General features: G+C 34.6%; 11 protein-coding genes, 4 pseudogenes and 1 other annotated feature. Of the genes and pseudogenes, 7 read left to right on the top strand and 8 right to left on the bottom strand.

Annotated elements, in window-relative coordinates; all coding sequences use genetic code 11:
* Positions 1-336 precede the first annotated feature (336 nt).
* Positions 337-1,569: an ATP-binding protein gene (locus ACWM1W_RS16165; protein WP_375726274.1), complete on the bottom strand. Its 1,233-nt coding sequence runs from the start codon at positions 1,567-1,569 to the stop codon at positions 337-339.
* A gap of 456 nt (positions 1,570-2,025) precedes the next feature.
* On the opposite strand from ACWM1W_RS16165, the pseudogene ACWM1W_RS16170 reads away from it, so the two are divergent.
* Positions 2,026-2,192: pseudogene (locus ACWM1W_RS16170) on the top strand (IS5/IS1182 family transposase); the annotation flags it as partial.
* 63 nt (positions 2,193-2,255) lie between these two features.
* Here ACWM1W_RS16170 and ACWM1W_RS16175 read toward each other — a convergent pair.
* Positions 2,256-2,747, bottom strand: a pseudogene (locus tag ACWM1W_RS16175) (IS5 family transposase); the annotation flags it as partial.
* Positions 2,748-2,921: 174 nt separating this feature from the next.
* On the opposite strand from ACWM1W_RS16175, the gene ACWM1W_RS16180 reads away from it, so the two are divergent.
* The 3 genes and pseudogenes from ACWM1W_RS16180 (at position 2,922) to ACWM1W_RS16190 (ending at position 5,713) form a co-directional block, all read left to right on the top strand.
* A complete protein-coding gene (locus ACWM1W_RS16180; protein ID WP_034171725.1) occupies positions 2,922-3,149 on the top strand; it encodes a hypothetical protein in 228 nt (75 codons plus the stop codon).
* A 351-nt stretch (positions 3,150-3,500) separates the two neighbouring features.
* A pseudogene (locus tag ACWM1W_RS16185) lies at positions 3,501-4,734 on the top strand (IS3 family transposase).
* Positions 3,776-3,892, top strand: a sequence feature (AL1L pseudoknot). Its footprint overlaps the pseudogene before it by 117 nt.
* 157 nt (positions 4,735-4,891) lie before the next feature.
* Positions 4,892-5,713, top strand: coding sequence for an IS5 family transposase (locus tag ACWM1W_RS16190; RefSeq protein ID WP_375726288.1), 822 nt, complete (start codon positions 4,892-4,894; stop codon positions 5,711-5,713).
* 861 nt (positions 5,714-6,574) lie between these two features.
* Here ACWM1W_RS16190 and ACWM1W_RS16195 read toward each other — a convergent pair.
* Entirely contained in the window at positions 6,575-7,036 is a 462-nt protein-coding gene (locus ACWM1W_RS16195; protein ID WP_375726284.1) for a DIP1984 family protein, read from the bottom strand.
* Positions 7,037-7,466: 430 nt separating this feature from the next.
* Here ACWM1W_RS16195 and ACWM1W_RS16200 point away from each other — a divergent pair, with 430 nt between their 5' ends.
* Positions 7,467-7,655, top strand: coding sequence for a YqaE/Pmp3 family membrane protein (locus ACWM1W_RS16200; RefSeq protein WP_375726283.1), 189 nt, complete (start codon positions 7,467-7,469; stop codon positions 7,653-7,655).
* A 246-nt stretch (positions 7,656-7,901) separates the two neighbouring features.
* On the opposite strand, the pseudogene ACWM1W_RS16205 reads toward ACWM1W_RS16200, so the two are convergent.
* Positions 7,902-8,822, bottom strand: a pseudogene (locus ACWM1W_RS16205) (IS5 family transposase).
* A 151-nt stretch (positions 8,823-8,973) separates the two neighbouring features.
* Here ACWM1W_RS16205 and ACWM1W_RS16210 point away from each other — a divergent pair.
* Positions 8,974-9,639, top strand: coding sequence for an ACP-like domain-containing protein (locus ACWM1W_RS16210; RefSeq protein WP_461603321.1), 666 nt, complete (start codon positions 8,974-8,976; stop codon positions 9,637-9,639).
* Positions 9,640-9,705: 66 nt separating this feature from the next.
* Positions 9,706-10,452: an IS5 family transposase gene (locus ACWM1W_RS16215; protein ID WP_261634917.1), complete on the top strand. Its 747-nt coding sequence runs from the start codon at positions 9,706-9,708 to the stop codon at positions 10,450-10,452.
* A gap of 822 nt (positions 10,453-11,274) precedes the next feature.
* On the opposite strand, the gene ACWM1W_RS16220 is transcribed toward ACWM1W_RS16215, so the two are convergent.
* The 4 genes from ACWM1W_RS16220 to ACWM1W_RS16235 all read right to left on the bottom strand — a co-directional run bounded on the left by ACWM1W_RS16220 (position 11,275) and on the right by ACWM1W_RS16235 (position 13,469).
* Positions 11,275-11,856, bottom strand: coding sequence for a hypothetical protein (locus tag ACWM1W_RS16220; RefSeq protein ID WP_375726254.1), 582 nt, complete (start codon positions 11,854-11,856; stop codon positions 11,275-11,277).
* Between the two features lie 147 nt (positions 11,857-12,003).
* Positions 12,004-12,306 (bottom strand): hypothetical protein, encoded by a 303-nt coding sequence (locus ACWM1W_RS16225; RefSeq protein WP_034171283.1) that lies wholly within the window; start codon positions 12,304-12,306, stop codon positions 12,004-12,006.
* A 165-nt stretch (positions 12,307-12,471) separates the two neighbouring features.
* Positions 12,472-12,996, bottom strand: coding sequence for a hypothetical protein (locus ACWM1W_RS16230; RefSeq protein ID WP_034171282.1), 525 nt, complete (start codon positions 12,994-12,996; stop codon positions 12,472-12,474).
* A gap of 23 nt (positions 12,997-13,019) precedes the next feature.
* A complete protein-coding gene (locus tag ACWM1W_RS16235) occupies positions 13,020-13,469 on the bottom strand; it encodes a hypothetical protein (protein ID WP_375726255.1) in 450 nt (149 codons plus the stop codon).
* Between the last annotated feature and the right edge of the window lie 253 nt (positions 13,470-13,722).

The following is a 13,722-nucleotide window of genomic DNA, read 5'->3' on the forward strand; positions in this document are numbered from 1 at the left end:
GTTACCGTCCAGAGTTGTGTAAGTGGTTAGGGCAAATTATAGGTTTTATCTCAAACCCAAACTTTATGTTTTGCTAGTACACGAAACTCTGTAATTTGCAATATAGTGATAGCTAATCACTATGAGGGGTAAGATACAAGCTAGTACACCAGCGCAATTCTCGCTACTTTCAGTAAGCGACTCTGGCTCAATCATGATGGTCTGACTCAATCGAATCGAGGTAAATCGATCCATCATAATTGGAGCAGAAATTATGCTTGAATACATTCTTGGATGATGCTGAAAAGTCTTTGAGTTTTAATCAATAAATAAGAGTATCCATGTCTACCCTCAACTTTACTTATTTTCAGATAGCAACCAATCGAGAGCACTCATTTTTACAATACCATTATAATTTGCTTCAGCCCCTACCGTGTCTAAGGTAAGTAAATATTTGGGATACGAATCAGAAATTTTCTGTAATGGACGTAACTCTCGGCTGAGTGTCTCCTCATTGAGCGTTTCTAATGCCACTTGATAATAAGTTAAATTCTGTAAAGTATCGACAGCAACAAAATCAATTTCATATTCATCAACCCGCCCTACATAGACCGTATAACCTCGTCTGATAAGCTCAAGATAAATTACATTTTCTAAGATATGACCTTGATCAGCATTAGCATCAGGCAACATAATCCGGCGCAATCCGACATCAACTAAATAGTATTTTTCAGAGGATTGTAATAACTCACGCCCGCGTACTTTAAATTGTGCAGCACTATAAAATAACAAACTGTCCTGTAAGCCCTGAATATAGCGCTTTACTGTTTCAAATGAAATTTTAACCCCACTTGAAACAAAGGTATTTTTAATTTTATTGATGGAAATAGGTGAACCTGTCACGCTTGACAAATATCTTGCGACACGCTCGAGAGAGTTAATATCGGCAGTATTCAAACGGGGAATAACATCTTTAAACATTACACTGGCATAGACCGCTTGCAAGTAATCATAAGTTTCTTGCTGGCTAGTCATGGCAAGCGTATAAGGGAAACTACTACGCGTATACATGGCATACAAATCACGATTGGATAATTGTTGGATGATCGGATTATTTTCAATATGCCACTGTTTAAATTCTTGGAATGACAAAGGTAGAACATGTTGCTCGATATAGCGTCCTGTAAGTAAAGTCGCAAGTTCTCCACTTAGAAAGAATGCGTTTGAGCCTGTAATATATAAATCGATATAATCCCGAACATATAAAGAGTCGACCACTTTCTCAAAATTGGTAACATGTTGTATTTCATCTAAAAAAACATAGTTTTTTTTACTTTTATCAACTTTGGACAATACATAATCATGTAGTTTACGGTAATCGGTGAGTTCTTCAAATTCCATAAATTCGAAGTTGATGGCAATGATGTTTTCGGCTTGTACACCCTGTGCTTTTAGGTCTTGTTGAAACATCGCCAATAAGGTGGATTTTCCAGAGCGACGTACACCTGAAAGTACTTTAATGACATCACGGTTTTGCCATGTATTCAGAAATTTTAAGTAACCATCACGTCGAATATTAGCACTTCTCATTATTTACACTTAGAATCTAAATTTTTAATAAATTATATCAAATTTTAGAACTCATATGTAAATACATTTAACTTTTAAAAAAGTTTAAAGGTTAAGTGAAACATTCAAAGCTGCTGTTGAAGCATGCGGATAGTAAATGTAATAAAAATCTAGATTCTATCTTTTTTGATTATTTTCCATGTCATGTTATGTCATTGATGCTGCGACTTAACTGCTATATAAATTAAGTGAAAAGTAAATGAAACTAAGATGTTAACTAGAGTGGAACTCATTTTTGTGTTGCTGATGGTCTCAGCCTTAATACTCATTGCTTATGAAATGCTAAAGAGTTTATTTTAGAGTATCTATATCAAAAAAATGCCCATAGAGGGAATCTATTGGCCAAACTAAGAGCCTATCCAGTATTAATTTCATTCTTTTTTAGCAATTGAAAAAATAATTTGTTAAATTCCCCTCATGAGAAAACCATATCCAGCAACATTAGTCGAGAAGCTTTTAAAGAAATTGAACCGCTACGATTGAGCGGAAGAAAACAAACACGTCCAAGAGTCGTTGATGTCTATGAAGTATTTTGCGCATTGCTCTATATTCTAATAAGTGGATGCCAAAGAAGTATGCTTCCTTGAGACTTCCCACCTTAGAACCTATCCAGAATATTTTCTATGCAAAAGTAGCTTTAAAAAGGCTCAATTAATGAACTGAAGGTTCGTATTTAGGTACTTTTCACAGTTTTTCCAGAGCCTTCTACATTTTTCTAACCAGGCAAATGATCTTTCCACAACCCAGTGTTGTGGAATGACTGCAAATTTATGCAATTCACTTCGTTTAGCTACATCAACTCGGGATCCGATTAAATTATTAACAGCCAAAGAAAAGGGTTCACTTGTATAACCGCCATCAACAAGTACAACCTCTACATTTTGTAAGCTATCTTTAAGCAAAGTTATAGTATCTCACGCACCTTGACGATCTGTTTTATCTGCTGTCGTAACCAATATTCCATGCGGGAGACCTTCAGTATCAACAATAATATGTCTTTTAATGCCTGAAACTTTTTTACCAGCATCATACCCTTTATCACGTGCAGTATCTGTGTTTTTTACACTTTGTGAATCAATCATGATAAAGCCCGTTTGTTCTTGCCATCCATTGCTGATACGGGCCTCGCCAACCACATTACCCCTCGCATTCTAGATATTGAGGGGTTTTTTCTTTTCTTATGGGTAAATATCCTGGAAGATAGAGTACAAGCTAAAAAGATTTGCAGTTCTGTTGTGATTTGTTTGATATTATCTATATCTAGCTATGATTTATTGAGTTTACTATTTCATCATTAAAGAATAGAGGTATATATGTGTTCTAAGCATAGACTTGAAGATGTTACTGCCATGAATAATGAAGGTGATGAGGTTATTATAAAAAGAGTTTATGAGCCTAAATCTAGTAGTAATTTGACTTCAAATATTGGAGGAAATATATATCAACCTTCTAATCAAATTATTGTTGATGGGCAAGTCATAAGATTAACTTTAGATAATTGTTTTATTCACCCCAAAAATAAAAAAATATATTCGATCTGATCTAAAAAATATTGTTTAAACCTCCTCCGGGAGGTTTATTAATAGCTAAGCTTTTCTTGACAGATTATAGCGCACGAAACCCGCTATAAATATTCTATTAGCAGGTCTTTTATTTCCCAGAAATATAAAGAATAGAATCCCGTATATCTTCACCAAAAGATATACGGGCTTAAAAAAACCTATGAAACTACGAAGTAGAGTCACACCGAATGGTGTGCCAATCTTGGTTAAACACTTGGACGGCCGGAATCCTGACCTAGCTCACCGATTTGCGGAACGACGAACTTTTAAAATTACAAAATGAACCGTACCGGGTTTGTCGGAGACCACTTTTCTTGAGAGAATGTCCCAATGACAAAACCAAAATATACCCCTGAAATCAGAGATAGAGCGGTTCAATTATTGATTGAATCCGAAAAAGGTTATCCTTCTACTTGGGCTGCAATCGCAGCAATTGCTCCCAAGATTGGCTGTACGCCTGAAACACTACGCTCCTGGCATCAGAAGCATTTAAATCTACAGAATCCAATCAAAGTACAGCAGCTTTCAGATCAAGAACGTATTAAACAACTTGAACGTGAAAATAAAGAACTGCAACGTGCCAATGAAATTTTACGTAAAGCAGCCGCTTTTTTCGCCCAGGCGGAGCTCGACCGCCCACACAAATAATGGTGGATTTTATCCATCATAATAAAGAGCTGCATGGAGTCGAGGCGATTTGTAGAATTTTACCGATCACCCCTTCAACCTATTACCGGACTTTAGATCTCGCGGACAATCCAGATCATCGAGCGAAACGAGATTTACATGACTTGCATCATGCGGAACAAATTAAACGAATTTGGAAGGAAAGTTCAGGTCGATATGGTGTACGTAAAGTTTGGCAAAAACTGAAACGTGAAGGCTATATTATTGCACGTTGTACTGTTGCTCGATTGATGCAAAAGTTAGGTCTACAAGGTGTTTGGCGTGGTAAGAATAAACAAACTACCCGTAGCCTAGATGTTCAAAAAAGAGCAGATGATTTAGTAAAACGGAATTTTAATGCTGATCATCCTGACCCTTGCGAAGCAGTGCTTCTCAGGTGAGTGACTTTACGTATATTCAAACTAATTCAGGTTGGGTCTATACTGCCTTTATTATTGATGTGTTCTCACGAGCAATTGTTGGATGGAAAGTATCTACACGGATGAATATAGATATGGTGCTTGATGCATTAGAGCAAGCATTGCATGATCGAGGCATGCCAAAGAATGTGATTCATCATTCCGATAGAGGTGTGCAATATCTTTCCATTCGCTATACCAAGCGTTTAGAAGCAGCAAATTTACGAGCATCAGTCGGTACGACTGGTGATTCATACGATAATGCTTTGGCTGAAACGGTGAATGGCTTATACAAAACAGAGGTGATTGAATATTTAAAAGCAGATTGGCAAGGTTTAGCAGATGTACAACTTGCGACACTAAACTGGGTAGATTGGTTCAATAAAGAGCGTGTACACAGTGCACTGGGTTATGTATCGCCTTTTGAGTTTGAAGCAATGTACTATAATAAAATTAAACAGTTAGGTCAGGTGGCCTAACTTAAATAAAAAGTCTCCGACAAACCCGGTACGGTTCAAAACGTAAAGTAAGCCAGGATTGAAGCTAACTGGGACTTGTATTCAAATTTCATATAAGAGATTTTATGTTAAATAATAGACCTCTTGCGAAAGTAAAAACCACCTCAATATAAATTTCATGAGATATCAGAAATTAAATCGTTTTTCAGATTCTGAATTCAAACGCTTGGTTGGCATACCTCGACAAGTTTTTACTGAAATGGTAGAGGTTTTAGAAAAAGCAGAATCACTCAAAAAGAAATCAGGTCGTCCTCCTACCTTAGATATAGAGGATCAGTTGTTATTAACTCTCAATTACTTACGGAACTACAGCACTCAACTGGAATTAGCGGCAAATTACCATATCGCTGAAAGTAATGTGAATCGAACCATTAAAAAGGTTGAAGATGCATTGATGAAATCAAGACGTTTTAATCTGCCAAAACGAAGCATTACCACAGCAGACGAACACTTTAACTGGGTCATTATTGATGCGACAGAATGTTCAATAGAACGTCCGAAAAAAAATCAGAGTAAGTTCTATAGTGGTAAAAAGAAGAAACATACGCTAAAAGCACAAGTGATCTATCATCCGAACAGCAAACAAATCATAGGGTTAGATATATCGAATGGCAGTCAGCATGATATTAAATTGGCAAGAAAAACGGTTAAGAAATTCAAACATTGTGAATATGTTATGACCGATTTAGGCTACTACGGATTAGAGCAAGATGGCTTTAAGTTATTGATGCCAATAAAGAAAAAGAAGAATTTACCCTTATTTGATGTTGAGAAAAAGTACAATAAAATGATTGGAAAAATACGAGTTGTGATCGAACACATTAATAGTCAATTGAAAAGATTTAGAATGCTAAGTGAACGCTATCGAAATAGACGGAAAAGATTCGGTTTACGCATTAACTTAATTGCTGCACTCGTAAACCGGATAAACTTGCAATAATGACTTTCGCAAGAGATCTAATGGTTTTTTATATGATCTAGTATTTCTAAATATAAGTGCAATTTTACTAAGGTTGCTTAGATGCTATGGAATCTAAATATCTAAATTGTTCATCCCCCTTTACTTCATTTTCATGTTTAATCACCGCTATTAGTAAAACTATGGTCATAGCCCCAGCTAGATAGGTAATCTTTTTTCTCATGATTTCCTTATAGTGAAATTCTTTTTGCTTATTTTATATAAATCATATAAATAATAAAATTGTGATATATACCAATCTGTTAGGCAACTTAGTCTTATTCCAAATAACCAAAACAAGCCGATATCTTTGTAAGCTCTAACCCACAAAAATTGAGGGATAGTTTTCGAAATAGAGTCTTTGATAAAATAGTAAAAATCAATAAATACCTACTTTTTAAACCATTATCATTTAGAGAATATTACAAAGTTGTTTAAAAAAGCCGACTTGTTTCCAAGTCGGCTTTTCGACATCGTCGAGCACATTTTTTATATCATAAATTTCCGATTTTTATAATTTTCAAAGTCTATCTTTCAGCTCTTTATACAACAAAGCCGAACTGAATTAAAAATAGAAATGTAGTTGAGCTGATGCTTGCTCATTTCTTTATTTTTAGTAATTGAGGTGAACATACTGTCAGTACATGGTAGTTATAAGTAACGTGTAACTTTGTTTACACAAAGATTTGAGTTATGCCAAGTGATGGATTGATTTGTACTTAAAATTTTAAGCTTATCCACTTGCTTTGCAAGCCACTACACTTTATTTACAATCCTATGTTGTGGAAGTAAGGGATCTTGTACTCGCCCAGTATGTTCAACTTAATTATATCTAAAGGACTATTAGGCTTCAATCAAATCAATTTTCCAATTATTCGACTGAATTAACACGTTTAAATTACGTAATTTAAGACTAATATCATCAGCTTGTTTTTGTAATGATGAAACTGGAATAACTTTATGCCACTTTATTTCCCGCGTACTATAACGATCAGATTCACGAGATGTATTACTTATTGCTGCAGTTAGGGTTTTGTGCTGTTCTACAAATTCATCACGTAAAGTCAATAAAGCAAGTAGAGAACGGCCATCATTTAATTTTGTTAAAGCATTAGTTTCATGAATTGCATAACTTAATTTTTGAAATTCTTGAATTAAAGAAAATACTTGTTTTAGTAGTTCATTTGGATCTTCAGATGGTTGATCACCATCTTGTACCAATACATTTGCATTGATACGTTGTTTTAGTGAAATAATTTTTTTTTGTTGATCACTTCTAAGTAAGAGAGCTTCTGCTAATTTCATTTTTCACCTATTAACCAATTAGAATTAAGTTTTAAACAGCTTATATCCTCATTCTTTAAAGATCAAAAAAATTGCTTTTTTATCTAACTAAAAGGTGTCTACAGAATCGGTAGCTATTCAGTATTCCCGACTCACTAACATAGACAAGCTATTTACCTTTCGCGAAGAATAATCAAAGGCGGTATAGATATGGATAATCAAGATGATGATACAAGTGCATCAAATCGTGGATTTTCTCAGTGATACTAGATGCAAGATTTTTAATCGGATCCTACATGTGGAAAATTACCGGAGATGATGAAAAGGCTAGAACCAAATTAATTACACAAATGGATAAGTATTTAACAGAAGAACGTGATCGAAAGTTGTTTAATTGACCCCTTCAATGAAAATTAATTCACCTGAAATAACGTATCAGTAGGACCGTAATATGAGACTTTTGGTTGCTTTAATTTTTCCCTGGCTGCTGTTTTTTACGATAGGTCGTTCATTTGCAGGAATGATGTGTTTATTTCTTCAGATTACTATTCTAGGATGGCTTCCGGCCGCAATCTGGGCTGTATATGCTTTATCGCAGTATAAGACAGATAAAAAGATCAGGAAAGCATTGCTCTACTAATTTCTGTGAAGAGGAAATTAACTATTGTTTCTTTTTAGACCTGAGACGTTCTCCAAATTGACCACACTTTTTAAGTGTGGTTTTTTATTTTTACCTAGCCTAAAGATATCATTTAGAAAAGAACTCATTTTTATGAATTATAGTAATAATGATGGAACATAATGATATTGCTTAATAATGAGGGCTTTGTTGCACAAAGATTTGAAATGCAAAGCGCCCCTAATTGAGCCAAATTTAAGGCGTAACTTAGGTAAGTGGTCGACCTAATTCCGTAAATCTGTTAAGGACTGCTACACGTGCATGGATCTCATTCACTTGGCTATCAAAACTCCTTGCACTCAGTTTATCGCCCAATAATTTAATGCAATGCATCTTGGTTTCTACCAAACTTCGCCGATGATAGTCTGACCATTTTTTCCATAGTGTCCTGCCTAAACGTTTGACTGTTCGAAGTAATTCATTTCGTTCTAGCGAGCTACTCCTTGTATCTTTCCATGGTTTCGCATTTTTTCTAGGTGGAATCACCGCATGCGCTTGCCGATCTGCAATGGCCTGAAGGCATTGCTTGGTGTCATAAGCTCCATCGGTATAAACAGAGTCAATCCGCTCATCTTGTGGAATCTGATTAAGTAGATCACCAAGCACCTATGAATCACTGACATTATTGGTTGTAAGCTGAACTGCTCGTATTTGCAGGGTTTTGGCATCTATACCAATATGTAGTTTACGCCATTGGCGACGATATTCAGGTCTATGTTTCTTGCGTTTCCATTCGCCCTCACCTAGAAACTTCATGCCTGTAGAGTCCATGAGTAGATGCAGCCCATCGCTACTTTTTTGGTAGCTGATTGCAATATCAATATGCTTTTGTCTTCTACAAAGCGTGGTGTAATCTGGAGCTATCCAATTTAATCCGCAAAGTTTAATCAGACTTTGCACAAAGCCAGTAACCATACGTAAAGACAGACGAAATAAGGATTTAATCATTAAGCAGCATTGGATGGCTGCGTCGGAGTAGGTTTGATTTCGCCCTTGTTTGCCTTTTGATAGAGCATACCATTGCGTAGCAGGATCAAACCAAATGGCAATATTTCCGCGACTCATGAGTGCTCGGTTATATGCGGGCCAATTGGTTGTGCGGTAGATTTTGTGTGTAGGCTTCTTCATTTGAAAATTATATCGCTGAAAAAGCCTTTACAGATAGGTTTGTGCAACAAAGCCGTTATGGATGTAATATATAGTTTTTCCGACGTCAATAAACTCAACTATTTTGGATGTTAAAATAATCAATTATTTTTTTAATACGAAAGGTTTTAAGATGAAATCAAAGAAAATACTCGCTCTTGCATTGGTGATGTCGTGTATAGCTGCTCTATCAGGCTGTAACACAACACCTGATAACAATAGTCAGTATACTAATGCAGTCGAGACTTCTCATAAAAATAGTCACAGTAATATTGCTAACCCCCAAGTTTTGGATATTAAGGGCAGTATTACTGGCTATGATACAAAGGAATATATATTCCATGCACAAGCTAATCAAGTATTAAGAGTAGTAAGACAAAACACATCAGACGATGTGGTATTAAATTTACTGTATCTTGGAAATAACAATAAAACTAGTGAACTCTCTGGTGATTTCCAAGTCCTGCCTTATACAGGGGATTATAAGCTTATCGTAAGCCAAACACGCAATGATGCCCGTAAGCATGCAAGCACCGAAATAAAATTTAATTTGAAAGCCTTTATCACTGACCAGCAGCAACCATCTAACCAGCAAAATTATGTCGTCAACTACAAGTGTGATAGCAACGAAAATCTAAGCGTAACCTACCACTTTAATAATCAAAAAACTAGTGCGACAGTGACTTACGATAATATTTCACAACAGCTAAACTTTGATGATCAATATAGTAAAAAAAATAATCCAGTATTCTCCAATAATAACTACTTACTGAGCGTAGGAACTATTAGGGTGTGTTGACACTTTTAGCTTAAAAAATAGCGAAGTAGTAAAATCAAATCGCCAAACCCAATTTTACTATTCGCTATGCCTCGTACCATGCTGACAGATCAACACTGGCAAAAGTTGAAAACTATTTTGCGTAATTTATCTATTCATCACAACTCAAACTTACGTAATTTTATTGAAGCTATTCTCTATAGAATTAGAACAGGCTGTCCGTGGCGAGATATTCCTTCCTATTTCGGTCAATCAAACTCTATTTTCAAACGTTTTAATCGTTGGTCAAGCAGCGGTAAGTTGCTTAGATTATTCAAATTATTAGCATCATGCCCCGATATGGAGTGGATTTTTATTGATGGCTCTCACGTACGTGCTCATCAACATTCTGCCGGTATAGCGAATCAATCCATTTCTAAAAGTGTAGGAGGAAACTCCTCAAAAATACATTTGATTGTTGATGCAAATGGCAATCCTGTTGATTTCATGATTACCGATGGAACCACACATGACGTCAAAGTTGCACCTGATTTAATATCAACATTAGACTTAAAAGAGACAAAAGTGGTCTGCGCAGATAAAGGCTATGATTCAGAACCACTGCGTGAACAGATCAGAAAAACAGGGACAAAAGCGAATATACCAAAGAAAATAAATAGCCAATCGAACAATGATCATATGGACTGGTATTTATATAAAATCAGGCATTTAGTTGAAAATATGTTTTGTAGATTAAAGCAATTTAGAGGAATAGCTACTCGATATGACAAGCTCAAAAGAAATTATCAAAGTTCTGTTGCCTTAGCCTGTATATTTTTATGGCTACCTTTATAGGTTTAATTATGAACAGTAAATGTCAACAGACCCTAATGATGGCGTGTTTGGAGACTCAGTGGTCTACTCTCTGTTAGATTTAAAAAAATCTAAAGGTGGCTACGCATTATTACAAAACTGTCAAAAATTATAAACGGTGGTCTTTATGCTGTTCAAGTTGGTTTTGAGTTTATAAGTTAATACCTGTTTTGACTGGGTTTAATATTAGAACCCAGTCAAAATTCTGTGTAACTGTTATTTGCTAACAGGAATCTCAATCTCTCACTAACCTCGGCCCAGCAGCAACGCTGATCCGCATTCTGGATGCTCATCCAACCTTGATTTAAAAAATTAGATAATAAAAAACCCTGACATCCTGTCAGGGTTTTTTACTTTTGCTTGATGTGCTGTTATTACCCTCTGGTTCCTGTGCAATAACTTATAATTCTTGTTTTGTGTTATGGAACTTCCTGTTCCTGATGAGTTCATCATAGGAAAGTTCCAGTATCCTGGATAGCCGCAAAGGGCCGGAATTCACGTAAGCCCAGGCGTACAAAATAGCCTAAATTTTATCCCCAGCAATTGGGGATAGTTTTGGAACCTGGATCCGCATGAAATGGGCACCGATCGCCAAATTGATCGTTTTTTAGCCAATTTTACTGGCAAAATGTTACAGATTCGCTTAAAAACTCACCAACTTATTACAAAAGCCAATTTTTTGCCTTTTCTTGGTCATGACTAAAATTTTAAGTTATTGATATTTATATTAATATACAAGTGTATTTCGTATAACTGCCATTATATTAAATGAGGTACCTTACATACTTCATTCCTCTCTAATTTCTACTGTATGAAATAAGCTTGTGAAAGGCATTGTGCTGTAGTTTCATCAAGCTTTTTTTCGATTTCGTTCCAACTATCGAGATATTCTTGAAATTGCTCATTCATAAAGTTTGAATGTAATGCCACCTGCATATAGTAGCCATCAACAACCAGGGCTATAAAATTTAGGTTGCTTTCAATAATTGCATATCCACCATTTTGCATTTGCAGAAAAGAGCGAGAAGCATAATCTAAATACTTGGCTTCTATTGGAGTCTTAGCAATCATTAATGGAGAATATCCGGCAAAGGTATTTTCATTTTTTGCATTGTTTATAGGTAGCCAATAGAGATATCCATCTGTTTGCTTTAGGCTCTCACATAGCAGTTCGTATAAGTCTTGATTACATTTTTCGTTGTATTTATTTGAATAATCTAATAAATTTAATTTTTTATTTTTAGAAATTACTGAAGGATTGATATAATTATTATGATTAATCCATAAAGTAAATATATTAGAAATATCGGTATATTCCTGATTACTTAATTTCCCATAATAGGGCTTTAAGGGATCACTATCCTCAATCCAAGGTTCAGTTTTCATATTCATAGAACCATTCTCTAGTGTATTTAGACATTCATTTTAAAGTGAAGAAAAACTAAAATTAACATAATACAGATTATACGAACCCCATGCCTTAGACATGGGCTTTTTTTAAATTTCGTATAAGCTCCATTATGTTAAATGGCTTTAATTTTGCTTAGCCCTATATTCATTAAATGCTAGAAGCATTCCCTCTTTTTGTTCTGCAGAGGCATCTGGAAATGAATAAAATCTTTCATAATCTTTTCTAAATTGGCTGCTTTCAATTCTTTTAGCTAAGTCATCAATAAAACCTTTTCCTTGAGTCTGATATTGCTGAATCGTTTGTTTATCTAGGCAGATAGTTTTCTCCCAAGAAATTGCACTCATATTTATAAGAACATTGAGATATATATTTTCGCTATCCTCATATAGTTCCCAAAAATAAGGCTCCATTTCTATAAGTTGCATTTCACTAGTATTTCCAAACTTTTAATTATTTCTAAAATGAACATAATACACCTTATACGAAATCAAAAAAATTGAGATATATCCTTAATTTATCTAGAGCTTTTCAGAAAATGGAATCTAGATTTTTGTCTAGGCTTCCTTAAAGTTAGCATAACGCCCATTATGTTAAATAACCCCATTCCAGACTTCATCTAAGTTCTTTAAATTATTGTATGCTTCTTCAAAATTACTCAATTTGAATGTTAAGACAGGAGATGCAAAGGGCTTCTCCCAAATTACTGATGTAACTAGATCGTGTATATGATTCCAGCTTCGTCCAAATCTAATCCATGTGACCTCTGTTTCTGTAATAACTTGTTCAACCATAATTACGCTACACACAAGGTCTAAATCATCAGGACAAATTAAAATTGGTACGACTGTCGAGACAGCACCATATTCAGAAACTTCAGGTTTTAGAATTTTCCAGGCATCACTTAAAGACAGATTGTTTTCAAAGTCATATAACCATCCTTGTGCTGGAACAAGAGTATTTGTCTCTTCAATGATATTGGTGTTTTTATCTATCCATACATTTAATGGAATCCCATCAATAGCAAGAATTGGAAACGGTTTAGGATTCCCTCTTCCATCTTGAATACATCCACTAATAGGGTGTTGCTTTAATAAAATTGCTGAAATTAAGTTCATATATTTCGTTTAAATATTTAATCTTAAATAACTTCAAAAAACTCTTGTTGAATACCTAGCCTTCCATCTTTATATTCGATTATATATAGCTTGATATCTTCAAAAATACCTTTGTATGTAATTGAAATTAAATATAGTTGTTGAAAGTCATCTCCTTTTTCATACAATTTTATATTAGAGACTTTTACCCAATCAAAATTTGCACTGTTTCCACCAGAACATGGTTGATAATATTCTTCATGATTATGCCAATATTTTTCAAAAATTTTTCTTTTTAAATCAATTAAATAAGTCATATCTGCATTTTTATATTTATCACCAACATGTAGTTTTTCAACTTCATACATGTCTGCATAATATGATTTTAAAAAATTAGTGATAATTTCTTCTTTATTCTGTCGTATTACATCACCATTCGTGACTCTATCAACCATGTTTGAAAAACTTAGTAGAATCTCAATATCTTCACGCATTTAAAATTCACATCAAAATTAAAAAATAAGAATATCTTAGTGTTAATTTGTAGTCCATTTAACATAATGGCCGTTATGTGAAATTTGAAGAAGTCTAGACAAAAATCTAGGCTCTAATTTCTGAAAAATCATCAATAAAAATGGGAGCTTAAACTCTCATTTTTGACTTCGCATAACGTGTATTATGTTAACTTTAGCTGAACTTCAATTTTTTTTCTGATTGGCCTTAAATTATTTAATTTATAATTGGTAC

It is taken from the genome of Acinetobacter sp. TW_SC_4 (genome assembly GCF_054861205.1).